Raw genomic sequence first — 23996 nt, 5'->3', positions numbered from 1 at the left:
CCCGTTTCCGCACCGGAAGAAAGGCGGCCGGATCTGCATGACGCCGTCCAAACCCTCTCCCCTTGGCCAGGTCAGTGATTTTGAGCTCAGGCTGCTGCGCGTGTTTCGCACCGTGGTGGCCTGCGGTGGCTTTTCCGCCGCCGAGGTGGCGCTGGGCATCAGCCGGGCGGCCATCAGCATGCAGATGGCGGATCTGGAAAAACGGCTGGGGGTCAAGCTGTGCCAGCGGGGCCGGGCCGGGTTTGCCCTGACCGACGAAGGCAAGCGCGTGCTGGAAGCCGGCGACCGGCTGTTTGGCGCCGTGGAGCACTTTCGCGCCGAAATCAGCGAACTGCACCGGCATCTGCAGGGCACCCTGGTGATCGGCATTACCGACAACCTGGTCAGCCACCCGGGCATGAAAATCACTCATGGCCTGGCCGCCCTCAAGGCGCGCGGGCCCCAGGTGCAGATTGATCTGCGCATGCAGCCTTCCGACGACATTGAAATCGGTGTGCTCGACGGCCGCCTTAATGTGGGTGTGGTCCCGAAGGTAAGGGAGCTGCCTGGACTCGATTACCGGCCGCTGTATGAAGAAAGCACCCGCCTCTATTGTGCCGACAACCACCCGCTGTTTGCCGATCCTGCCGGCAACGTCTTTGAACACGAGCTGGTGCAGCCCCGCTTTGCCCGTCCCGCCGAGGCCGCCGCCCTGTATGATCGCCATATTGCCGGCGCCCAGGCCAATGATCGGGAAGGCATACTGTTTCTGGTGCTCACCGGCTGTTATCTCGGCTACCTGCCCGATCACTACGCCGCCCCCTGGGTGAAGGCCGGCCGGCTGCGCGCCCTGCAACCCGGGTTTACCACCCATTTTTGTGCCATTACCGCCCGCAGCCAGCGGCCCAACCTGGTGCTGGAAACCTTTCTGGAAACGCTCGTATAAAAAGGGGTCGGAGTCAATTACGGGTCGGAGTCATTTTTCGGCGTTAGCTGCAAAATGACTCCGACCCCTTTTAAGACCCCTTTTTAGTTTTCACTTTATTGATCCAGATCAGTCCTGTTTGGCTACATAACGATCAAACTTGCATTTGAGATACACATAAATAGTAGCACTCAGTGCAGGGAGTATCCTATGAAGCCTCGCAAGCTTGTTGCCGCCATCAGTCTCGCCCTCGCCTTCTCCGCTCAGGCCAGCCAGCTGCCTGTAGAAGAAGCCATGCTCACTTCGCCGCCGGTAGTACCGCCGCCCATCACCCGGGATCATGCCGCCAAAGTGGTGGTAAAAATGGAAACCGTGGAAAAAGTCATGGAAATCGCCGACGGGGTGGAATACATGTTCTGGACCTTTGGCGGCTCGGTGCCCGGCCAGTTTTTACGGGTGCGGGAAGGGGACGAAGTCGAGTTCCATCTCTCCAACCACCCCAGCTCCAAAATGCCCCACAACATCGATCTGCACGCGGTTACCGGTCCCGGCGGTGGCGCCGCATCCTCCTTTACTGCCCCCGGTCACACCTCGGTGTTTAATTTCAAGGCGCTCAACCCCGGCCTGTATGTGTATCACTGCGCCACCGCCCCGGTGGGCATGCACGTGGCCAACGGCATGTATGGCCTGATCCTGGTGGAGCCCAAAGAAGGCCTGCCCCCGGTAGACAGGGAGTATTACGTGATGCAGGGCGACTTCTACACCAAGGGCGAATACGGCGAGCAGGGACTGCAGTCCTTTGACATGGACAAGGCCATTCGCGAGCAGCCCGACTATGTGGTGTTCAACGGCGCCGTGGGTGCGCTCAACGGCGACAAGGCGCTTACCGCCAATGTGGGCGAAACCGTGCGCCTGTATGTGGGTAACGGCGGGCCCAATCTGGTGTCGTCGTTTCACGTGATTGGCGAGATCTTCGACAAGGTCAACGTGGAAGGTGGCACCGCCATCAATGAAAACGTGCAAACCACCCTGGTGCCCGCCGGCGGCGCCGCCATGGCCGAGTTCAAGCTCGACGTGCCCGGTAATTTCATCATGGTGGATCACTCCATTTTCCGTGCCTTTAACAAGGGCGCGCTGGGCATGATGCAGGTGGAAGGCCCCGAAGACAAAATCGTTTATTCCGGCAAGGTGGCCGAAAACGTCTATCTGCCTGAAGGCTCGGCGGTACAGGTCATGCCCAACGGACATCCCAAAGTGGTGGCCAAAACCAAAGAAGAACGCCTGCTGTACGGCAAGCGGGCCTATGAGGCCAACTGTCAGGCCTGTCACCAGAACGAGGGCCAGGGCATTCCCGGCGCCTTTCCTCCGCTGGCGGCTTCAGACTTTCTTAATGCCGATCACACCCGCGCCACCGACGTGGTGCTGCACGGCCTGAAAGGCCCCATCAAGGTCAATGGTCAGGCCTACGACAGCATCATGCCGGCCATGCGCCTGTCGGACGAAGACACCGCCAACGTGCTGACCTATGTGCTTAACAGCTGGGGTAACGACGGCGGCGACGTCACCCCCGAACAGGTGGCCGAGCGCCGGGAAAAAGGCAAGACCATCATCATGGAAGGGAGTGCCCACTGATGAGCCTGGCGCTGCTGCTGAGCCTGACACTGGCGACCGACATGGCCTCGCTTCCCGCCGGGGAAGTCAGGCCCCTGTATCTGACCAAGGACAGTCCGCTCACGCCGGTGGCGCCCTTTATGCTCGACAAGACCCCGGTCACCAACCGGCAATTCGCGGCCTTTGTGGCCGCTCATCCACAATGGCAGCCGGGCCGTCCTCCTGCCCTACTGACCGAGCCGGCCTATCTGCAACACTGGCCCGGTTTAACGCCGGCTGAGGAGCAGTACCATCAGCCGGTTACCTTTGTGTCCTGGTTTGCCGCCGATGCCTATTGCCGTGCTCAGGGCAAGCGGCTGCCCACGGTGGCGGAATGGGAATACGCCGCCCAGGCCTCACAAACCGCTGCCCTTGGTGCCAGCGAGCCCGGCTTTACCCGGCGCATTCTCGACTGGTATGCCCGGCCCGCCACCGCACACCTGCATAACGTGGGCCGAAGCCCGGCCAATTACTGGGGAGTGCAGGATCTGCACGGCCTGGTGTGGGAATGGACCCGGGACTTTAACTCGGCCCTGGTCACCGGGGAATCCCGGGGCGACAGCAGCCTGGATCAAGGGCTGTTCTGCGGCTCGGCGGCGGCCGGCAGTGCCGATCCGTCCGACTACGCCGCCTTTATGCGTTACGGCTTTCGCTCCAGCCTGAAAGCCACCTACGCCCTGGGCAACCTGGGCTTTCGCTGCGCCAAGGAGATCAATAATGAAACACCTCACCTGGTGGCTGATGCTGTTCAGCCTTAATGCCCTCGGGCTGCCCGACGATTCGCTCTACCTGCTGAACGATACCTGGCAGAACCGCCATGAACGCGAGGTGAAGATGGACACCCTGGCGGGAAAAAAACGGCTGCTGGCCTTTATATACACCGACTGTGCCACCGCCTGCCCGGTGATCGTATCGGATCTCAAACGTATTCAGCAGGCGCTGACGCCGGCCCAGCAGCAGCAACTCGGCTTTGTGCTGATATCGCTCACTCCGGGAGTAGATACCCCCAAAGTGATGGCACACTTCGCCGGCAAGCACCGGCTTGACGCTCACTGGACCCTGCTCAGCGGCAACGACGATCAGGTGCGCACCCTGGCCATGGCGGTCGGCATCAAATACGCCGCGCTGGCCGGCGGCGAGATCGCTCACGCCAATACCGTCACCGCCCTGGACGAACAGGGCCGCCTTCTGTTTCAGCAAAGCGGCCTGCCCGGCGGGCCCGAGGCGATGATAGAAAAAATGGGACTTTGACAAGGCGAGGGACTCGTTCCCACGCTTCGGCGTGGGAACGAGTGAGCAGGCTTCAGGCTTCCCCTTCCAGCTCGCGAATACGGGCCTTGAGCCGGGCCACTTCCGCTTCCAGCTCGACAATGCGGGCCTGGGCATCCTCACCCAATGCGGCCGGGGCCGCCGGCTCGCTCACCGGCGCGTCACCAAACAGGTGGGCGTAACGCGACTCCCGCTTGCCGGGCTGACGCTCCAGCTTCACCACAAAGGGGCCCTTTTCCATCAGGCTGTGCAGGCAGGCCTCCACCTCGCTCACCTCCCCAAACGGATGCAGCCGGGCGCAGCGGCTGCGCAGCTCGCCCGGGGTCTGCGGGCCCCGCAGCAACAACTCACAGACAATGGCCAGCTCACCGGGGCTGAACTGCAGCTCGCCAAACTCGGTGTTGCAAAAACGGTGCTGATACTTGGCGGCCCGGGCATTAAAGCCGGCCACGTTGTTCACCAGCCGCCGGGCCCCGAGCGTGTTGAGCACAGACTGCACGTCATTCTCATTCAGGCTCAGCACCGGATCCCGGTTGCTTTTCTGGTTGCAGGCATTCACCAGTGAATTGAGGGTGAGCGGATACACATCGGGGGTGGACACCTGTTTTTCAATCAGGCAGCCAATCACCCGTTGTTCGAGGGCAGACAGTTTTTCCATAACCAGGCTCCTTGTGTTCTGCCTAAAGACTACCGAACCCCCCTCAAAACACCAGCCTTTTCCGCCGCTTATGTTTCACCGAGGCATCAGGCGGCGATGGGCGGCTCCTCCAGCGGCGGCAGCCCGTGAGCCGCCCGGGCCCGGTTGCAGGCACCGCCGGGATCATGGGCTTCAAAGTCCCGGCACGGGCTGGGCCGGTTTTCATAAATGGAGCAGGATACACAGGTCCCCACTTCCCCTTCCAGCGCCACGCAGCGGGGCGAAGGCTGGTTGGTACCGGCCATGGCCAGCCGGGTATAAGACACCGGCTCGGTCAGGGCCTCGGGCACGGCGAAGTCGCTGTGCACTTCGCCCCAGTAAAACGACACACGAAAAAACGCGCAGCAGGCGCCGCAACTCAAACAGGGATTGCCACCACTCATCAACGCCTTACCTCCAGGCAAAACCAAAACAGTGACGAAAACAGATTGTGAAAAGCTGGGAAAAGTCCGAAACGGAATACTGCGGAAAAGAAACTGGCGAACAGGGCGAGTGCCCGACGCGACGTGCCGGTGATAACTCCTTTGCTGACTCGGAAAGGCGATATAAATAAATCGAAAACCCGGCTCGGGCAAGAAAAACACGGCGTGAAAACGCGCAAAAAGCAGCCAGTCACGCCACCGCAGCCAGGCCCATGTTAAAAAAATGTGCACTGGCGCAAACAATGAAACGCAATGGTTGTGTTCCTGCAGGCGGCGCCGTTCAATACGCCTTTGGTCGTAGCCTCAACCCAAGCAATAACAGGGAATCGTTGTATGAAACTCACTCACAAGGTGGGCCTGACCGCCGCCGCCGTGCTGCTGGTAACCGTGGGCCTGCTCTCCTGGCTGCAGCTCACCCAGGTTCGGGAAAGCCTGCGCGATCAGACCGCCGCCGCCATTCATGAAACCAGTGCCACCCTCGCCCGCCAGATAGAAAACTGGCTGAACGGCAAGCTCAGGCTGATCGACATGGCCGCCCAGCAGATCGACGCCGACTTCAGTCGCGAGCAAGTGCAGCAGACCTTTAACCTGCCACTGCTGCGGGACGAATTCATTTTGATCTTCGGTGGTCTGGAAAGCGAGCAGGGCCGCGCCATCAGCAATACGCCCAGCTGGAACCCGGCCGGCTGGGACGCCCGCCAGCGCCCCTGGTATGCGGTGGCCCGGCAGGCCGAACAGGCTTCGCTGACCGAGCCCTACGCCGATGCCAGCACCGGCGACATCCTTATCTCCGCGGTCGCCACAATCACCGACAATGGCCGCTTTCTCGGTGCCTTTGGCGGGGATCTCAGCCTGGAAACCGTGGCCAGTGCCATTAATGTGATCGACTTCAACGGCGCCGGCCACGCCTTCCTGGTGGCGCGCAACGGCAACATCATTTCCCACCCCGACAGCGCCCTCAACGGCCGCCGCCTGAGCGAGCTGTTCGACGGCTCCGCCCCGGCCATCAGCACCGAACTGGCCACCCACACCCTGAACGGCCGGCCCCACTGGGTGGCGTTCACGCCGCTCAAGGGGCTGCAGGGCGCCGACTGGTACATCGGCGTGGCTCTGGACGAAGGCATCGTCATGGCCCGGGCCGACCGCCTGCAATGGCAGGCGATGATCATTGCCGCGCTCGGGGTGGCCATCAGTCTGGCGATTCTGATCGTGCTGATGAGCAGCCAGCTCAGGCCCCTCGGCGGTCTGCACCGCTCCCTGGCCGACATCAACAGCGGCGAGGGCGATCTCACCCGGCGCCTGCCGGTCACCAGGAAAGACGAGTTTGCCCTGGTGGCCGGCGAGTTCAACGGCTTTCTCGCCCACCTGCAACAGCTGATCGGCAAGGTCATGCACAGCGCCCAGTCGCTGAAGTCGCGCATCAGCGAGACCTCGGCGCAGTCGGAGCAGGCCGAGCAGCAGTTGCAGCGGCAGTTGCAGGAGCTGGACCAGCTGGCCACCGCCATGCACGAAATGGCCGCCACCGCCAACGACGTGGCCCGTCATGCCCAGCATGCCGCCGAGGCCGCCCATGCCGCCAACCAGGAAACCGAGCAGGGCGCCGCCGTGGTGTCCCGCTCCACCCAGGCCATTGAACGGCTGGCCGCCGACATGGACGACACCATGGCCTCGGTGCACGAGCTGGCCCAGGTCAGCCGCAACATCGAGTCGATACTGTCGGTGATCACCGGCATTGCCGAGCAGACCAACCTGCTGGCGCTCAATGCCGCCATCGAGGCGGCCCGGGCCGGCGAGTCGGGTCGCGGCTTTGCCGTGGTGGCCGACGAGGTACGTTCGCTGGCCTCGCGCACCCAGCAGTCCACCCGGGAGATCGGCGACATGATCGAAAAACTGCAGCAGGGCGTGCAGCAGGCCGAGCACAAGATGCAGCAGAGCCAGGAGCTGGCCGCCCGCACCACGGCCGATGCCGCCGAGGCCAATGAGGTGCTGGTGCGCATTCGCGAGGCCATTGCCCAGATCAACGACATGAACCTGCAAATTGCCACCGCCGCCGAAGAGCAAAGCGCCACCAGCGAGGAGATCAACCAGAACACCACCAACATTCGGGACATCAGCCAGGGCGTGGCCAATGGCGCCCTGGAGCAGCTGCACAAATGCCATGCCATGCTGGAGCAGATGCAGCATCAGGATGAGCTGCTGGCCAGGTTCAGGGTGTGACGGCCGGCCCGGTGCTCCGGCCGGGCTGCTTATTGGCGCCGAACAGGGCATACTGAAAGCCGTTGTTTATCAAGGAGACACACATGCTGATACAACCCGAAAAAGCCGCGCTGCTGGTGATCGACATTCAGGAAAAGCTGGTGCCCGCCATCGATCAGGGCGAACGCCTGGTGGCGCGCGCCGGCTGGCTGATCGGCGCCTGCCAGCTGCTGGGCACTCCCACCCTGTTCACCGAGCAGTATCCCCGTGGCCTGGGCCATACCCTGCCGGCTCTCACCGCCCTGGTGGAGCGCCCCGACGTGGCCAGAAAGGTGCACTTTTCCGCCGTGGCCGGCGGTTGCCTGCCCAAGCACTGGCAGGACCGCGGCCAGATTATTGTGTGCGGCATGGAAACCCACGTGTGCGTGCTGCAAACCGTGCTGGAGTTATTGCAGTCGGGCAAGGAGGTGTTCGTGGTGGCCGACGCGGTGGGCAGCCGCACCGAGGAAAACCGCCGGCTGGGGCTGGAGCGCATGCGCGCCGCCGGGGCACACATCGTCAGCCGGGAAATGGTGGTGTTTGAGCTGATGCAGCAGGCCGGCACCGACACCTTCAAGACCATCAGCAAACAGTTTCTGGTAGGGGAACAGCCGTAACATAAGACGTTGGACGTAAGACGTAAGACAAAAACAATAATTGGAGCGCGGGCGGCCCGCCCTGGTCATTCCGGCCCTTGAGCCGGAATCCGGGTGGCAGACAACTGTGCATCCCGCCAGAGTACTGGGCTCCATGCGATGGACTCCGGGTCAAGCCCGGAGTGACTGTGTTCAAGGCCCCGCTTCAGCGGGGCTCCAATCCCTATTCCCTGGTCCCTAATCCCTGCATTTACTTCTTGTCCCAGATCCCCTCTTCCAGCTGATTGTGCAGTTCGGGATACTTGCTCACGTCAAAGGTCGGCAACCGGCCCAGCTTGCGCTGGTCGTTGTAGTCCTTCGCCAGCTTCACCACCACGCCCGACAGCAGCAGAATGGCCACCAGGTTAATGAGCGCCATCATGCCCATGGAAGTGTCGGCCATGGCCCAGATGGTGGGCAGTTCCCCCACAGAGCCGAACATCACCATGCCCAGCACAAACAGGCGGAACACCAGCAGGCCGGCGGGGTGGTTGTGCTCCAGGAACACCAGGTTGTTTTCGGCATAGGCGTAATTGGCCACGATGCTGGTAAAGGCAAAGAACAGAATGGCGATGGCAATAAAGATATTGCCCCAGTCACCCACTTCGTGTGCCAGTGCCTTCTGGGTCAGCTCAATGCCGGTAATGCCGGAGCCGGGTTCAAACTGGCCGGAGAGCAGAATAATGGACGCGGTGCAGGTGCAGATGACGATGGTATCGGCAAACACCCCCAGCATCTGCACATAACCCTGAGACGCCGGGTGGGGCGGATAGGGCGTGGCCGAGGCGGCGGCGTTGGGAGCCGAGCCCATGCCCGCCTCGTTCGAGAACAGGCCCCGCTTCACACCGTTGATCAGCGCCTGGGAAATGGCATAGCCCATGGCACCGCCGCCGGCCTGCTCCAGGCCAAAGGCCGATTTCACGATCAGCGCCAGCACCGCGGGCAGCTCGGTGAGGTTCATGGCCACCACCACCAGGGCGATCAGCAGGTAGGCCAGCGCCATAAAGGGCACCACCAGCTCGGCAAAGCGGGCAATGGTACGCAGGCCGCCAAAAATGATCAGCCCCGCCAGCACCACCAGCACCAGGCCGGTGGCCCACTCGGGCACGCTGAACGCCACCTGCATGGCGGCGCTGATGGAGTTGGCCTGCACCGCATTGAACACCAGGCCAAAGGCAATGATCAGAAACACTGCAAACAGCACGCCCATCCAGCGCATGCCCAGGCCCCGTTCCATGTAATAGGCCGGGCCGCCCCGGTAGTTGCCGTCGTCGTCCTTCACCTTGTAAAGCTGGGCCAGGGCGCTTTCGGCAAAGGCCGTGGCCATACCGATCAGGGCGATCAGCCACATCCAGAAAATGGCGCCGGGGCCGCCCAGGTACAGCGCCACCGCCACACCGGCCAGGTTGCCGGTGCCCACCCGGGCCGCCAGGCTGGTGCAGAGTGCCTGAAACGACGATATGCCCGCCGCGTCGGACTGGCGGCTGTGTTTCAGCACCGAGAACATGTGGCCGAAATGGCGAAACTGAATCAGCCCCAGCCGCACGGTAAAGAAAATGCCAACCCCCAGCAGCAGGTAGATCAGCACGGATCCCCACAGCAGGTTGTTGATAAAGGAGATAAAGGAGTCCATGGGCACCTCTGTGTTACATCAAATTTCATGGCCATCATGGGAATGAGGTCCACGCGAAGCGGCGCAATGTACCACAGCCGTGGGCTCGCGCCACGTGAGCCGGATCACAACAGGCCGTATCTTCCCCGTCCTGCACAACCGCACCGGGCGGCCAAGGCAAATGACTTTCAATGCCGTTAAAATTAGAATATAGCGCTAAACAACACCCTGAAGGACCCGTTCATGGCCAACACTCTCGCTCAACTGCGCAAGTTTACCACCGTCGTGGCCGACACCGGCGACATCGACGCCATTCGCAAGTATCAGCCCGAAGATGCCACCACCAACCCGTCTCTTATTCTGAAGGCAGCGCAGATCCCCGAATACCGCCCGCTGCTCGAAGACGCCGTGGCCTGGGCCAGGGCCCGGAGCCAGAACACCGAGCAACAGCTGATCGACGCTTCAGACAAGCTGGCGGTGAACATCGGCTGTGAAATTCTCAAGCTCATTCCCGGCCGCATCTCCACCGAGGTGGACGCCCGGCTGTCGTTCGACACCGAGGCCAGCATCGCCAAGGCCCGCCGGCTGATCGCCCTCTATGCCGAGGCCGGCATCGGCAAGGAGCGTATTCTGATCAAGCTGGCCTCCACCTGGGAAGGCATTCGCGCCGCCGAAGTGCTGGAGCAGGAAGGCATCAACTGCAACCTGACCCTGCTGTTCAGCTTTGCCCAGGCCCGCGCCTGTGCCGAAGCCGGCGCCTATCTCATTTCACCTTTTGTGGGCCGCATTCTCGACTGGTACAAAACCAACACCGACAAGAAAGACTATGCCCCGGCGGAAGATCCGGGCGTGCTGTCGGTCACCCGTATCTACGACTACTACAAGGCCCACGGCTACAAAACCGTGGTCATGGGCGCAAGTTTCCGCAACACCGGCGAAATTCTCGAACTGGCCGGCTGCGACCGCCTGACCATTGGTCCCGGCCTGCTGGAAGAGCTGAGCCAGAGCGAGGGCGAAGTGGTGCAGAAACTGCGGGACCAGGGCGCCACTCAGGCCCGCCCAGCCCCCATGACCGAAGCCGAATTCCGCTGGGAGCAAAACCAGGACGCCATGGCCACCGAAAAACTGGCCGAGGGCATTCGCAACTTTGCCGTCGACCAGGGCAAGCTGGAAGACATGCTCAAGGCGATGATCTAAATAACAGGGATTGGGGACTCGGGATCAGGGAATCGCGAGTCCCCTCTCCTTGCTGGGGCAAGCCGCACGCGCTCCATCTCCCCCTATTCCCCATTTTGCGTCTCAAGATAACAATTCTGCAATAATAACATTCTATTTTATAACCTGCTGTGATATATGAATTGCGACTGCAACTGATAGCCAACAGGAGGGAGCCCCATGGAGAGGTCACGCTTCGATCAGGAATTTGTGGTTGAGAAGTCCCCGCGCGCACCGCGTGAGCCCGCCCAGAAACGCAAATGGCGGGAAATAGAAGCCCTTAAGGACAAAAGGCGTTTGCAGGAAGAACTTCAGCAACTCGACTGTACCTTTGAGCTCGATCAATTGGCCGAGGAGCTGGAGCTGTAAGAGCACGTAATATAATTCAGGCGCCGTTAACGGCGCCTTTTTTCATACTTCCAGCGGCAACTGCCAGTTAATGGGGGAAGCGCCCTGAGCCATCAGCAACTGATTGGCCTGAGAAAAATGCCGGCAACCAAAAAAGCCGCGGTGAGCCGACAAGGGGCTGGGGTGAGGCGCGCTCAGCACATGGTGGCGCTGACGATCAATATGACTGCCTTTTTTCTGGGCGTGACTGCCCCACAATAAAAACACCACGCCTTCGCAGTGATCGTTGACCGCCTGAATGACCTTATCGGTAAAGGTTTCCCAGCCCAGCCTGGCGTGGGAATGGGCCTTGCCCTTTTCCACCGTCAGCACGGTATTGAGCATCAGCACGCCCTGCCGGGCCCAGGACTCCAGAAAACCGTGGTTGGGGATCTCAAAGCCGGGAATATCGTTTTCCAGCTCTTTATACATATTCCGCAGCGACGGCGGCACCCGAACCCCGGGGCGCACGGAAAAACACAGGCCGTGGGCCTGACCGGGGCCGTGATAGGGATCCTGGCCCAGCATCACCACTTTTACCTGGGCCAGCTCGGTCAGCTTAAGGGCATTGAACACGTCTGCTTCCGGCGGATAGATGTCCTTGCCCGCCCGGCGGGCCGCGGTGACCGCCTGCATGGTCTGCTGAAAATAGGGTTGTTGTTTTTCCGGTCCGAGGACCTCACTCCAGGTTGTACTCATGACTGCTGTCCGGTGATGGATGATTGACTAAACGTTCCGTTGCCGGGCCACGCCCCGGCGTGCTGGCACGGGCTACTCCCGGGCAAGGGCGCCGCGCGGGCGAATAAGGCCTTCCTGCATCACGGATGCCACCAGCCGGCCATCGCGACTGTACAGCCGGCCCTGCACCAGGCCACGACCGGCAATGGCGCGGGGGCTGTCCATGACGTACAGCACCCAGTCGTCAAACCTGAAGTCGTCATGAAACCACATGGAGTGATCGATGGTGGCCACCTGCAATTCCCGCTCCCAAAAGGAGTGGCCGTGGGGCATCAGCGCCGTGGGCAGAAAATTGAAGTCGGAGGCATAGGCCAGCAGGTATTTGTGAATGCGCAGATCATCGGGCAGCGCGCCATTGGCCTTCAGCCAGACACAGCGGTGGGGCTCGGCCTTTTCCGGCTTCATGGGGTCCACATAATTGACCTGACGCATGTCGATGGGATTATCCGCTAGCAGCTTTTTGCGCAGCCTGGCCGGCACCCTGTCGGCCAGCGCCGCCAGCCGCTCGCTTTCCGGCACCAGGCCTTCGGGGCCCGCCACCTCCGGCATCAGGGCCTGATGTTCAAAACCGGCCACCGGCTGCTGAAACGACGCCGTCATGTAAAAAATGGGCTTGCCGTATTGCAGCGCCTGCACCCGGCGGGTAGAGGTGGTTTTGCCGTCGCGAATGTTTTCCACGTCGTAGATGATGGGCTTGTTCACATCGCCGGGGCGCAGAAAATAGGAATGAAAGGAATGCACCGGTCGCTCCGGTGTCAGGGTGTATTTGGCCGCCGCCAGCGCCTGGCCCATGACCTGGCCGCCAAACACGGCGCCAAACCCCAGATCCATGCTCTGCCCCCGGTAGAGGCCATCGTCCAGCGGCTCCAGCGCCAGCAGGGTCAACAAATCGTCCAGTGCTCGACTCATGAAGGGTACCCGGTTGAAATGACTGAGCCTACGTTAACATGAAAAGGCCGTGGCTGAGCACTCCCCCGCTCAGCCTGATGATTGTGCGGGCCACGATTAAAAAAAAATTTATAACTTAAAAAAACGTGACTTTAACAGCAAAAATTCCCTAAAGTCGATGTTTTTGATACTTTATGGAAAACCCAAAGCAGTTGTCATAAAGGACCCGGTAATGGCCAACTATTCCCTTGAAAAAGAAAAAATCAAAATTTTATTGTTGGAAGGCGTACACCCAGGCACGGTTGAGTCTTTCAAAGCCGCTGGCTACAGCAATATCGATTATCTGAAAACCTCCCTGGCCGACGACGAGCTGAAAGAGCGTATCAAGGACGTTCACTTCGTGGGCATTCGCTCCCGCACCCAGCTCACCGAGTCCGTACTCGACGCCGCCGAAAAACTGGTGGCCATTGGCTGTTTCTGCATCGGCACCAATCAGGTGGATCTGGCCGCCGCCGAGATCCGCGGCATTCCGGTTTTCAACGCCCCCTTCTCCAACACCCGCAGCGTGGCCGAGCTGGTGCTGGGTGAGCTGCTGCTGCTGCTGCGCGGCATTCCCGAGCGCAACGCCAAGGCCCACCGCGGCGAGTGGCAGAAAACCGCCACCCATTCCTTTGAAGCCCGCGGCAAGAAGCTGGGCATCATCGGCTACGGTCACATCGGTACCCAGCTCGGCATTATTGCCGAGGGCATCGGCATGCAGGTGTATTACTACGACATTGAAAACAAGCTGTCCCTGGGCAATGCCATTCAGGTGGGCAGCCTGCAAGAGCTGCTCAACATGGCCGATGTGGTGTCTCTGCACGTGCCGGAAACCCCCCAGACCAAAAACATGTTTGGCACCGAAGAGCTGGCCATGATGAAGCCGGGCGCCATTCTGATCAACGCCTCCCGCGGCACCGTGGTCGACATCGACGCCCTGGCGGCGGCCTTGGCCAGCAAGCACCTGGCCGGCGCAGCCATCGACGTGTTCCCGGTTGAACCCAAGTCCAACGACGAAGAGTTTGTGTCTCCCCTGCGCGGCTTCGACAACGTGATCCTCACACCGCACATTGGCGGCTCCACCCAGGAAGCGCAGGAAAACATCGGTTACGAAGTGGCGGGCAAGCTTATCAAGTATTCCGACAACGGCTCCACCCTGTCGGCGGTGAACTTCCCCGAGGTGTCACTGCCCGGCCATGCCGGCACCAGCCGCTTGCTGCACATTCACCACAACAAGCCCGGTATTCTCAGCCAGATCGCCCAGGCCTTTGCCGGTGACGACATCAACATCGCGGCCCAGTATCTGCAAACCTCGCCCAAAATCGGTTACGTGGTGATCGACGTGGAAACCGCCCAGAGTGAGCAGGCCCTGGAAAAGCTCAAGGCCATCAGCGGCACCATTCGGGCTCGAATTCTTCACTGACGGCCCGGCGGGCAAACATGACCAAAAAGGGGCGAAAGCCCCTTTTTTCATGAAGAATGTCCGCTACAGAGGGGGTTATTTCAGGGTGTAGACCACCTGTACCCGGTCGGTGAATTCAATCTCGTTCTGCTGGTAGCTCTCCTGAGCGGCATCGGCGGCCATCATCTTGACGGCGCCCATCGGGCGCGGATGCACCGGCGGCTGGCCGGCATATTCAATGGCGTAGATCTCGCCCAGAGACTGTTCAAAACCGGTGGCCAGCTCACCCGCCAGTTTGCGGGCATGGGCCATGGCGGCCTGACGGGCCTGTTGCTGATAGCCCTCGGCCTCGCGCACTCCGTAACCAATGCGCTGCACATTCTGCACTCCCTGCGCCAGTGCGGTGTCAATCACCTGACTCAGGTTGTCGAGCTGATACAGCCGAATGGTCACGGTACGCTCGGCCTGATAACCGGTGAGCTCGCGCTTGCCATTGTTTGAATAATCATAATCCGGCCGGGTGACCAGGTTGCCGCTGTCGATATCCGCCTTTTTAATGCCGAGGGCACTGAGGCCGCTGAACAGGGCGGCCACGCGGGTATCCACCTCCTCCTTGGCCTGGCGGCTGTCCTTTTTCACCGCGGTCACCGCCAGCTCCAGGGTGGCCATGTCGGGAGCCACGCTGATGCTCGCCTCCCCCTGGGTTACCAGATGCGGCGCATCGGGCACGGCAATGGCAAAGACCGCCGAGCTGAACAGCAGGGGCAGGCCGAACAAAACGAACCGGGGCTTGTTACGCATGGAAATCCTCTTTTTAACGTATGCGGGCTTCTCGAATAAAAGAAAGCGCCCTGCGGGCGCTGATGCAGGCGGTCAGCCTGCGCCAATGGACTGCTCCCGCTCCTTTATTCAGGAGGACTATACACCGAGAGCCAATTGATCACATCGTCGATCAGCTCACTGTCGAGGCCGCCTGTGTCGGGAAGCGTCGCACCGGGCAGGCCTGCGGGCAGTTCGCTGCTCAGCAGAATGTCATCCAGGCTCAGGGGCAGCGGATCGTCGCCGACCAGGCCCGGGGCCGGCACCAGCGCCGCCTCGGGCAACAGCATGGCCTGCACCGTCAGCGGAGAAAGGGCGGTCAGGGCCGCGCCCTTGTCATCCACCAGGATCACCTCGCCCGGCTCGCTTTCGCCCGCCAGGGTCCACTCCTGGCGTTCAAAGTCGATGGAAAAGGTGGCGGTGGTTTCGCCTTCCCGATCAACCAGCTCTATCCGCTCCAGGGATGAGCCCGCCAGGGACCAGGGCAGACTGATGCCGTCGTCCACCAGAATGTCCTGTCCGTTCCAGTGGTAGCCAATGCCCTGCAGCATTACCGTGATCACCCTGGCCATGGCTCATTCCCCCTGCGTCAGGCCTTGTCAATCTGCAATGTCTGATCATCCACCATGGCCTGGATCAGGGCCTCGCTGCTGGCGGCTCCGTACAAGTCCATCAGGTTGGTGTCTTCAAAACGGATCTGCTGGCTGTCGCCGCCATCGCCGGCGGGGGTAACGTTCAGCAGGGTATCGCTGCCGGATTGCGTAAACTCCAGATAGGCGGAGAGATTGCCGCCCTCTTCCCCGGTGAGCAGCTCCCTGAGATCAACCACATCCACGCCTTTTTCATAGTCGGTGATGATGTTGACGGAGCCGGCATCGGCCTGGGTAAAGCGAAAGGTATCCATGCCCGCACCACCGGTGAGCGTGTTGTTGCCCAGACCGCCGATCAGAATGTCATCGCCCTCGCCGCCAATCAGGATATCGTTGCCGTTGCTGCCCAGCAGCACTTCATCGGCCGCCGTGCCCGAGAGGGTAAAACCACTCGCCTCGGTGCCATCGGCCTCAATGGTGATGCTGAGGCTGGTCGACGCCAGGTCGCCGTCGCCGTCCTGAATATCGATATCGAACAGCAGGTTGCCGTCTTGCGGAAAGATCTCTTCGTAAATGGTCATGTCGAGCAGGCGGTAGTCACCACTGCCGGAGCCCAGGTGCAGCTCGTCAAAACCGGCGGCCCTGATCTCTTCGGCCGAGCCCTGGATATAGGTGATGCTTGAACCCACCACAGGATCCAGCAGGTTGAACACCACATCACTGCCCTCCTTGGTGCCGGCGGGCGGCGTCCAGGTGCCCGAAGCCACGACGATCCCCGCACTGAGCACCACCCAGGTCATGACGTCACCGGTGCTGAACTTGTTCAGGGTAAAGCCGACATTGGAGATGGCACCACTGAACGCCACCTTGAGCACGTCTCCCTTGTCCACCAGGTTATCGTCAATACCCATGCCGTTATTGGAGGAGTTAACCCCCCCCTTGCCGGGGCTGGGCTGCAACTCGGTAAAGGTGGCCGTAATGCCATTGACGGGAAGCTCCAGGCTGAGCACCGGCTTGCCGGCGGTCAACCCGGTCAGATCCTTGGTGGTGGCCAGCACCGGCTCCGGATTGACCAGCTCAAAGTCGTAACGACCGTCCGGGTACACCGTCAGCGTGAAATACACCTCCCCGTTTTTATCCCCTACGGTGGCGGTAATGATCTGGCTGCCACCGGGGCCGGAGACGGTGGTGTAATACAAGCCGTCCGGCGCCACGCCCGACAGCGCGAGTGACCCGTCATCGGCGCCATAGCCGAGATCCACTCTTCCGCTCAGGGTCGCGGCCACATTGGCCATAATGCCATGCTGCACTCCGTTGATGACGGCAATGTCGTCAATGATGTTGATGTCCAGCCAGGCGGTGTCGGTGGCGCCCTGAGTGTCGCTGATGAACACCCGGAACTGCTCGGTCAGGCTGTCGCGCCCGGCCTCATCGTGCAGCAGGCTGTTGTCCTTCAGGGTATAGCTGTAACTGAAGGTGCCGGTTGCCGCGTGATAGCCGGTGATCACCAGCAGACGCCCGCCATCATTCACAATCACCACCTGGCCGCCGGCATCTCCCTGGTAAACACCGTTTTCCAGCACCTTGACTCCGGCAATGGTCAGGGTGTCGACCTCGCCGTTGCCTTCATGGGAGAAGGTACCGGATTTGGTCAGCTCACCGGGCTGGGGATCGGTGCCCTGAGGCAGGTGCCGTTCATCCAGGGTCTGTTCACCGCCGTCCACGTCCAGGCCCTTGAGATGAATCTGGGTGCCGCCGTCATTCTGCAGGGTCACGCTCAGGGTGGCACTGCTGGGATCGCCATCGCTGTCTTCCATGGTGTAAACAAAGTGCTCGGTAATGTCCTGGCTGACATCGGCCGGGCCTGTGTAGGTAAAATCACCGTTTGAATACATTACCAGGGTGCCGTTGCTGCCGGTGGGAATGGACACCGATCCCCCTTCCGGCACGGCATAGGTCTGATCGCCATAGCTGACCGACACCACCCGGCCCGGACCATCGGCGCCAAAGTCATCATTGGCCAGCACATTGCCGGACACCTGGCTGGGCACCGTCTCCTGCAGGGCCGCATCCAGCTCTTTGGGGTCCTCAATAATCAGGGTGGTGTCCCCCTTGTTGCCGACCTTGTCGAGCTCGTCCTTGGCCTGCGGGCTGTCTTCGCCCACGCCCACGGCAATGACATCTATGCCATTGTCATCCACAAAGTCCTGCCAGCCTGCCGGCGGAAAGCCTTCATTGGGCTCACCGTCGGAAATGAAATAAACCTTGTGTTCATAGCCGGGCTTCTCGGCCAGTTGCTCGGTCAGCAGCTCCTGGGCTTCTTCCAGCGGATCCTCGTAGTTGGTTCTGCCATCGGCCTCCAGGGTGTTGATAAAGGCAATGGCTTCTTCCGGCGTCATGTCGCGCATGTCTTCTTCGTCGAAATAAGCCAGACTGGCAAAGGTAATGATGCTGATGGTGAGCTTGGAGGATACCTCGCCATAACTGTTGATGAGGTTGATCAGGGCCTGCTTGGCCAGCGCCAGGCGTTCGCCTTCCATGCTGCCGGAGGTATCGATGATCAGCACCAGATTGTAACAGGGCAGGCCGGCCTCATTCACGGATACCGAGTCCGACTCGGCAACGGGGCCATCGTCGTGTACATGCACGGTCAGGCCGGCGGTGGCCTGATCGCCATCATCGTCGGTTACCCGCACCTCGAAATCATCGGCCAGGGTATCGTCGGCACCGGTTTCTCCCTTATCCGGATGGGCGGTGGCACCATTCAGATCGTAACGCCACAGGTAAACGCCATTTTCCACTGTCACCGTCAGGGTGCCATACTGCCCCTCAATCACACCGCCGCCGGTCACGTCTACCCACTCGCCGCCGGGCAGGCGTATCTCAACCCTGGCCAGCTCGTCGTTGCCGGTATTAATGTCGAAATAACCGGTGGCCGTTTCATTGTCGCTGCCGGGGTTGGTGCCATTAGGCAGGGCGCTTTCTTCTACAAATGCGTAGTCTGTGCCGCCGCCGTTACCGCCGCCATCACCGGGAGGGGTCGGAGGCGGATCTATCACCACCACAATCTCGGGAATGGAGTCTATGTCTGCGGCTTCGGGAATATCCCGCTCCGGCAGCGCCTCGAACACAGAGACAACGCCCTGATTGGCAAAGGTGGTATCAAAGCCGGCCTCGGCCAGCAGCGAATCGCCGGTACGGTCCACCACCACAAAGCCGGCGTTGCCGCTGCCACTGGCGGCGGCCGGCCCGGCCACCGGATTACCCGCGGCCGGCGCGGCAAACAGTTTGGTGGGATCCAGTCCGGCCAGAATGGCGGCCTGAATGGCTTCTGCCTCGGCGGCGGTCGCCTCGTCGGAAACCGGCGCTGCCGCCGCCGTGTTTTCCGGCGCCTCGCCGTAAACGATGCCGGAGTTTTCGTCGGTCAGCAGCAGTGCACCTTCCGGCAAAACCTGCCCTGCCCTGACCGGCGTAACCGTTCCATCTTTTTCAATAATAAAGGCTTGACCTTTCAGGCTGACAACCTGAACCGCATTGTCTATTCGTGTTGTGTCCATGTCTGCATCCCTGTTACCGCTTCGCTTACCTTAAGGCTAGGGGGGAATGCCTGATGGATCCTGCACAAAATATCGCCACCACCCGCATAAAACGGGAGAATACCTTTCGAAAAAATGGATGATTTTAAGGTCCAGCACCCAGCGGGATGGTGGTGGAGGTTAAAAGAGATGCAAGCTTTATAGGTGCAGATTTATTCACGGCTGTAAGCGGGTAAATCATGCTTTATGCAACACCGTTGCCCCGATAAACCGGGGACTGCCCATCACTCGAAACAGCTGGGCGCCGGGTGCTTGTACCCGGGCGCTCCATTAGGTCAGCAAAGACGGCCGGGCGGGCTGACATATCCCTGATAAGCATCCACGTGCAGGCTTTTCAGGCGCTCCACCTGCTCGCCGGTTTCCACCCGGGAGGCAATGGTCAAAGCCCCCATGCTGTGGGCGGCGCGGCACACGGCGGCCAGAAAGGCGTCGTTGTAATCGGGCTGCTGCACCTGGCTGGTGTAGCCCTGATCCAGCTTCACGTATTTCGGCCTGAGCTGGCCCAGGTGCACCAGCAGATCGAAATGGCGCCCGAAATGATCCACTCCCCACTCCACCTTGAGCCCCGCCAGCGGGGCGATCAGCCGTTCCCAGCCAACGGCAAAGGCGCTTTCCGGCAGCTCCAGCAACAGCCGGTCCCGTACCGACTCGTAACGCTCCAGGATCTGAAACAGCTTGCGCCAGAAACCGTCCTGATGGCAGCTCTGGCGCGTTAAATTCACCGCCAGTTTCAGCTCCGGCCGGCCTTCCAGCATGCGCAGGGCCCGGGCCACCACGTGCAGATCCAGCCGTTCTCCCAGGCCAAACTGCTCGGCCACCGGCAGAAAATTGTCGGCGCCATAGGCGATGCCTTCCCGGCGTATGCTGACAAACACCTCTTCATGGTAGCGTTCGCCCTGAAAGCCCATCACCGCCTGGGCGCTGAGCTCAAAGCCGTCGTGCTCCAGAGCCTCCTCCAGCAACTGCTTCCACTGCAGCCGGCCCAGCCGTTCGCGCTGCTGGTGGGCCTCCACCACCACACCGGTTTCATTCATGTGGGCCCGGTTAAGGGCATGGTCGGCCCGGGTCAGCAGGCGGCCGATTTCGTCGCCGGGCTGCACCAGGGCAATGCCCACCACCGAGATCTCCCGATCGTCTTCCGGATCCTTGACCAGCTCGGCAATCTGCCGGTTAATGGCCTCTCCCAGTTGCTTCAGGGTGGCCGGATCCGACTCGCTCACCAGCATGGCGTATTCGGTGGCCGAAATGCGCGCCAGCACATGCTCACCATGATCCCGGCACAGCTGGCGCAGGTTTTTGCCAATCACTCGAATCATCTGATCCCGCACCTCAAAGCCTTCGTCACGATACAGCCAGTCCAGCACCCGGGCCGACACCAGCACCACGGCGCCACCCCGTCCGTCGCCCAGCCAGCCCTGGCTCTGGGCCATCAGCCAGGCCCGGTTGCCCAACCCCGAGGTATCGTCCATAAAGGCCCGGTGGCGCAGCCGCTCGGCCTCGGCGGCCTGCTCCTGAAACTGGGCCTCAAGCTTGCCCGACATGCCGTTGATGGCCGACACCACCTGCCTGAGCTCACGGGTGGCCGGCAGCGGAATGGTCTTGCCAAAATGGTGCTGTTCAATTTCCCGCGCCTGCTCCTCTATGCTGTGCAGCGGCTTGAGCAAATGACGCAGGGCCAGCACCAGCAAGGCCCACACCAGCACAAAACTCACGGCAAACCAGGTGGCCAGCCGGCTCATGCCCCGCCACAGCTGGTAATAGGCATGGCCAGTGTGCCCTTCCACATACAACTGGCCCAGTTGCAGCCAGCCCGAAGTGAGCACCGCCTGGTGATGCCCTCCCTCAAACAGGTCGAGATCGGTAAACCAGGCCGGCACCCGCTGCGGGGGGGCGGTGTTTTCCCGGGTAATGGTTTTATTGCTGGCCAGCAGCCGCAGCTCCACCTTGCGGTAGTAGCCGCCGTCGAACAGGGCGTTGATCACCGACTCGGCACCCACGGCATCGTCGTTTTCCAGATAGGGGGTTAATGCCAGCCCCAGGGAGGTAACGGTATTAATGACCATGAATTCCTGCTGCTGGGCCAGATAACTGCGGGTGGAGCTGAACTGCACCGAATAGGCCGACACAAACAGCAGGGCAAACAGCAGCAGCATGGTAAGCAGAAGTTGCCGGTACAGAGTCATATTATGTAATTCCCTTTAACACGCCGCCGTCTCCTCATTCGTCACTCCCGCCTGCGCGGGCATGACGGCTGTTTCGTAACTCCCGCATCGTTATCATTCAGTCCAGGTTGATTGCCGGTCGCTGCAGCCGCGACTGTTCCAGCCGGCTGCGCAACTCGTTCCATAACGACAAACGCGAAGACGCTCCGGCCAGTTCACCCCTGCCTCTTTCCTTCATCAGCCACAAGTGCTGACCGTTGAAACTGTAAATGGGCGCCAGATCTCCCCGTCGCGTGGCCGGCAAAATGGCCGGCTTGAGGTTGTCCAGGATCAGCGGCACTGCCGCCGGCGTGGGGTAATAGGCCACCACCATATGAAACTGGTTCAGCTCCAGCGCCTTGACGTACACCAGCCGCAGCTTGTCGTCGGGCACCCCCAGTTCGCGCAGGGAAAAATACTTGGCCAGGCTGAAGTCTTCACAGTCGCCGCCACCGGCCCCCAGAAACTCCAGCGGCGTGGCCCAGTAATCCTCGCTGGCCCACAATTTAATGTCGTCAATAAAAACCAGCCGGTTAAAAAAGCGGTTGACCCGCTCAATGGCCTCCTGCTCGCCCCAGGCGGCCGCCTGGCCTTCCCGCACCAGCCGGCGCCATTCCAGCAATCGGTGGGCCGCCGAACGGCCATACACGGATTGCACCGCCACGCGCATGTTGCTGTCTTCCTCTTCCAGTGACCAGGCTGGCACGCCGAGCAACACGCCCAGCAGCGCCAGCCCGCAAAGCCGCTGACAAGTCGGCCTCATTGCTCAGAAGACGGCTCCATGCTGTATACATTCCAGCGCATTCTCACGCCCTCACGCATGTTGGTAAGCGCGCCCACCACCCGACGGTTGGCGGCAGCGGCCTGCTCGTCGTCTCCCATGATCAACGGCTTGCTCTCGCCATAACCGATGATCTCCAGCCGTTCACCGGGCACCCCCTGCTGCATCAGGGCATGGCGCACCGCCTGGGCCCGCCGTTTCGACAGCGCCAGGTTATATTCCGATGTGCCCACCTGGCTGGCATGCCCTTCCAGCAGCAGCTTCAGCTCGGGGTTTTCGGCCATAAAGCTGGCCATGCGGTTAATTTCGTCCTGATATTTCGGCGTAATGTTCGACTTGTCGTGAGCAAACAGTACCACTATGTCCTGCTGCAGCACCTGATTCTCACTGCCGCCACAACCGTCATTATCTACAGATGAGTTCAGAGCCGAGTCCAGGCAGTTATCCCGGGCGGTGATCACCCCGTCGCGGTCCATGTCGGTAAGATCATATTCGGGCGTGGTATCGCGCTCCGGCTCGGCGGTCAGGGTACAACCCGCCAGCGGCAGCACCAGAGCCAGCAAAATCCATGGTTTCATCGCAATTCTCCTTTTGTTATTACTGCCACTGCTCGGGCTGGGTAAAACGCAGGGCTTCCAGCAGGCGGCCCGAGGCGTTCATGATGCGGTACTCTGCCAGCAGTTGATCGTATTCGGCGTTAATGTAGGAACGCCGCGCCTCGAACAGCTCGTTTTCGGTGTTGAGCACGTCCAGCAGGGTGCGGTTGCCGAGGGAGAACTGCTTTTTGTAGGCATCGACCGTGTCGTAGCTCGACTCCACATGGCGCTGCAGAAAGTCCTTTTGCCGGCCCAGGGATTCATAAGCCGCCCAGGCCAGGCGCATGCCCTCTTCCACCTGACGGTGCGCGTTCATCTGAATGTCCTTGGCCTGCATTTCCAGCGCCGAGGTAGAGCGGCTGCGCGCCATATCGGCGCCGCCGTTGAACAGGTTGTAGCGCATGCGCACCATGGCGGTGAAGTCGTTGTTATGGCCGCGCACACCGTCGATGTCGTCGTTCCAGTTGCTGTCGAGTTCAATGTTCACCGTGGGGTAAAAACCGGACTTGGCGTCTCTGTGCTGCTGGTGCGCCGCGGCCACATCAAAGGATGCCGACATCAGGGTGGGGTGGTTTTCCTGGGCCATGGCCAGGGCGTCGTCCAGGGTGGGCGGCACATAGTTGGCGTCGGGCTGGGGCTGGCGCAGATCACCGGGCATCTGGTTGACCAGAGACATGAACTGGCTCTGGGCGTCCCGCAGGTTGTTTTCCGCCGCCGTCATGTTGGAATAGGCCCGCGCCACCCGGCCGTTGATCTGGTTGAGATCGGCGGTGGAGCCCACCCCGGAATTGGTGCGCCGCTGAATGTCGGACAGGATCTGCTCGTGGGTGGCCAGGTTACGGCGCGACAGCTCCACGATCTCGTCCTGGCGCAGCACATCGAGGTACACCTCGGCCACCCGCAGGGCGATGTTTTCCGCATCCGACAACAGCGCATAACGCTGGGCATCGGCTTCCGCCTGGGTGCGGTGCACATTGCTCGGGGTTTTAAAGCCGTCGAACAGCATCTGCCGCAGCGACAACCCGGCCTCCTTGCGGGTCAGGGTTTTGTCGGCCCTGGGATCACCGTCGCGCACGCCGGGGCTGTCGGTGTATTCATAACCAATGCCGGCATTGGCATCGAGCTTTGGCAAATAGCCGGCAAAGGCCTCGTCGTGATCATATTGCCGGGACTGATAAAGGTGAAAGGCTTCCTTGACCTTGGGGTGGGTCATCAGGGTCTGGGTTACCGCCTCTTCCAGTGTTTGCCCATGGACCGGCAGCACCATGGCGGCGCCCACCAGCACTGCAATCGCCGATTTTCTCATTGTTTTTCTCCCTT

General features: G+C 61.0%; 21 protein-coding genes. 9 read left to right on the top strand and 12 right to left on the bottom strand.

What is annotated here, in order from left to right; genetic code table 11:
• Positions 1-37 precede the first annotated feature (37 nt).
• The 4 genes from PU634_RS04050 (at position 38) to PU634_RS04035 (ending at position 3805) form a co-directional block, all read left to right on the top strand.
• Complete coding sequence (locus tag PU634_RS04050) at positions 38-925, top strand: LysR family transcriptional regulator (RefSeq protein ID WP_306762783.1); 888 nt, start codon at positions 38-40, stop codon at positions 923-925.
• A gap of 189 nt (positions 926-1114) precedes the next feature.
• The gene (gene nirK, locus PU634_RS04045; protein WP_306762782.1) at positions 1115-2536 is read left to right on the top strand and encodes a copper-containing nitrite reductase; all 1422 of its coding nucleotides are present in this window, start codon (positions 1115-1117) and stop codon (positions 2534-2536) included.
• Positions 2536-3312 carry a formylglycine-generating enzyme family protein gene (locus PU634_RS04040; protein WP_306762781.1) on the top strand — a complete coding sequence of 259 codons (777 nt, stop codon included), beginning with the start codon at positions 2536-2538 and terminating at the stop codon, positions 3310-3312. The genes nirK and PU634_RS04040 overlap by 1 nt, the downstream gene beginning before the upstream one ends.
• Positions 3272-3805: an SCO family protein gene (locus PU634_RS04035; protein WP_306762780.1), complete on the top strand. Its 534-nt coding sequence runs from the start codon at positions 3272-3274 to the stop codon at positions 3803-3805. The genes PU634_RS04040 and PU634_RS04035 overlap by 41 nt, the downstream gene beginning before the upstream one ends.
• 52 nt (positions 3806-3857) lie before the next feature.
• Here the strand turns inward: PU634_RS04035 and PU634_RS04030 are convergent, their stop codons facing one another.
• Both PU634_RS04030 and PU634_RS04025 read right to left on the bottom strand, forming a co-directional pair.
• Positions 3858-4481 (bottom strand): YceH family protein, encoded by a 624-nt coding sequence (locus PU634_RS04030; RefSeq protein ID WP_306762779.1) that lies wholly within the window; start codon positions 4479-4481, stop codon positions 3858-3860.
• Between the two features lie 86 nt (positions 4482-4567).
• Positions 4568-4903 carry a YkgJ family cysteine cluster protein gene (locus tag PU634_RS04025; protein ID WP_306762778.1) on the bottom strand — a complete coding sequence of 112 codons (336 nt, stop codon included), beginning with the start codon at positions 4901-4903 and terminating at the stop codon, positions 4568-4570.
• A gap of 372 nt (positions 4904-5275) precedes the next feature.
• On the opposite strand from PU634_RS04025, the gene PU634_RS04020 reads away from it, so the two are divergent.
• On the top strand, positions 5276-7159 hold the full coding sequence (locus PU634_RS04020) for a methyl-accepting chemotaxis protein (protein ID WP_306762777.1): 1884 nt from the start codon (positions 5276-5278) through the stop codon (positions 7157-7159).
• Positions 7160-7242: 83 nt separating this feature from the next.
• On the top strand, positions 7243-7794 hold the full coding sequence (locus PU634_RS04015; protein WP_306762776.1) for a hydrolase: 552 nt from the start codon (positions 7243-7245) through the stop codon (positions 7792-7794).
• A 229-nt stretch (positions 7795-8023) separates the two neighbouring features.
• On the opposite strand, the gene PU634_RS04010 is transcribed toward PU634_RS04015, so the two are convergent.
• Positions 8024-9445: an alanine/glycine:cation symporter family protein gene (locus tag PU634_RS04010; RefSeq protein WP_306762775.1), complete on the bottom strand. Its 1422-nt coding sequence runs from the start codon at positions 9443-9445 to the stop codon at positions 8024-8026.
• Positions 9446-9667: 222 nt separating this feature from the next.
• Here PU634_RS04010 and tal point away from each other — a divergent pair, with 222 nt between their 5' ends.
• Together tal and PU634_RS04000 are read left to right on the top strand one after the other, a co-directional pair.
• Positions 9668-10621, top strand: coding sequence for a transaldolase (tal, locus tag PU634_RS04005; RefSeq protein WP_306762774.1), 954 nt, complete (start codon positions 9668-9670; stop codon positions 10619-10621).
• A gap of 198 nt (positions 10622-10819) precedes the next feature.
• On the top strand, positions 10820-11008 hold the full coding sequence (locus PU634_RS04000) for a DUF3545 family protein (RefSeq protein WP_306762773.1): 189 nt from the start codon (positions 10820-10822) through the stop codon (positions 11006-11008).
• 42 nt (positions 11009-11050) lie between these two features.
• On the opposite strand, the gene ung is transcribed toward PU634_RS04000, so the two are convergent.
• Positions 11051-11725, bottom strand: coding sequence for a uracil-DNA glycosylase (gene ung, locus PU634_RS03995; RefSeq protein WP_306762772.1), 675 nt, complete (start codon positions 11723-11725; stop codon positions 11051-11053).
• A 72-nt stretch (positions 11726-11797) separates the two neighbouring features.
• Positions 11798-12673: an acyl-CoA thioesterase II gene (tesB, locus tag PU634_RS03990; RefSeq protein WP_306762771.1), complete on the bottom strand. Its 876-nt coding sequence runs from the start codon at positions 12671-12673 to the stop codon at positions 11798-11800.
• Between the two features lie 211 nt (positions 12674-12884).
• Between tesB and serA the strand changes: the two genes are divergently transcribed.
• Positions 12885-14114, top strand: coding sequence for a phosphoglycerate dehydrogenase (gene serA, locus PU634_RS03985; RefSeq protein WP_306762770.1), 1230 nt, complete (start codon positions 12885-12887; stop codon positions 14112-14114).
• 75 nt (positions 14115-14189) lie between these two features.
• On the opposite strand, the gene PU634_RS03980 is transcribed toward serA, so the two are convergent.
• The 7 genes from PU634_RS03980 to PU634_RS03950 form a co-directional block, all read right to left on the bottom strand.
• Positions 14190-14894 (bottom strand): SIMPL domain-containing protein, encoded by a 705-nt coding sequence (locus PU634_RS03980; protein ID WP_306762769.1) that lies wholly within the window; start codon positions 14892-14894, stop codon positions 14190-14192.
• Between the two features lie 104 nt (positions 14895-14998).
• Positions 14999-15484, bottom strand: coding sequence for a hypothetical protein (locus PU634_RS03975; protein WP_306762768.1), 486 nt, complete (start codon positions 15482-15484; stop codon positions 14999-15001).
• 17 nt (positions 15485-15501) lie between these two features.
• The gene (locus tag PU634_RS03970; protein ID WP_306762767.1) at positions 15502-19059 is read right to left on the bottom strand and encodes a retention module-containing protein; all 3558 of its coding nucleotides are present in this window, start codon (positions 19057-19059) and stop codon (positions 15502-15504) included.
• A 314-nt stretch (positions 19060-19373) separates the two neighbouring features.
• The gene (locus PU634_RS03965) at positions 19374-21281 is read right to left on the bottom strand and encodes a bifunctional diguanylate cyclase/phosphodiesterase (protein ID WP_306762766.1); all 1908 of its coding nucleotides are present in this window, start codon (positions 21279-21281) and stop codon (positions 19374-19376) included.
• A gap of 97 nt (positions 21282-21378) precedes the next feature.
• Positions 21379-22062: a transglutaminase-like cysteine peptidase gene (locus PU634_RS03960; RefSeq protein ID WP_306762765.1), complete on the bottom strand. Its 684-nt coding sequence runs from the start codon at positions 22060-22062 to the stop codon at positions 21379-21381.
• Positions 22059-22658 (bottom strand): OmpA family protein, encoded by a 600-nt coding sequence (locus PU634_RS03955; RefSeq protein WP_306762764.1) that lies wholly within the window; start codon positions 22656-22658, stop codon positions 22059-22061. The genes PU634_RS03960 and PU634_RS03955 overlap by 4 nt, the downstream gene beginning before the upstream one ends.
• Before the next feature lie 19 nt (positions 22659-22677).
• Positions 22678-23982, bottom strand: a complete 1305-nt coding sequence (locus tag PU634_RS03950; RefSeq protein ID WP_306762763.1) for a TolC family outer membrane protein — start codon at positions 23980-23982, stop codon at positions 22678-22680.
• Positions 23983-23996 lie beyond the last annotated feature (14 nt).

Source organism: Oceanimonas pelagia, assembly GCF_030849025.1.
GTDB classification, from domain to species: Bacteria; Pseudomonadota; Gammaproteobacteria; order Enterobacterales; family Aeromonadaceae; genus Oceanimonas; species Oceanimonas pelagia.
This window is presented reverse-complemented; position numbering and strand designations above follow the sequence as displayed.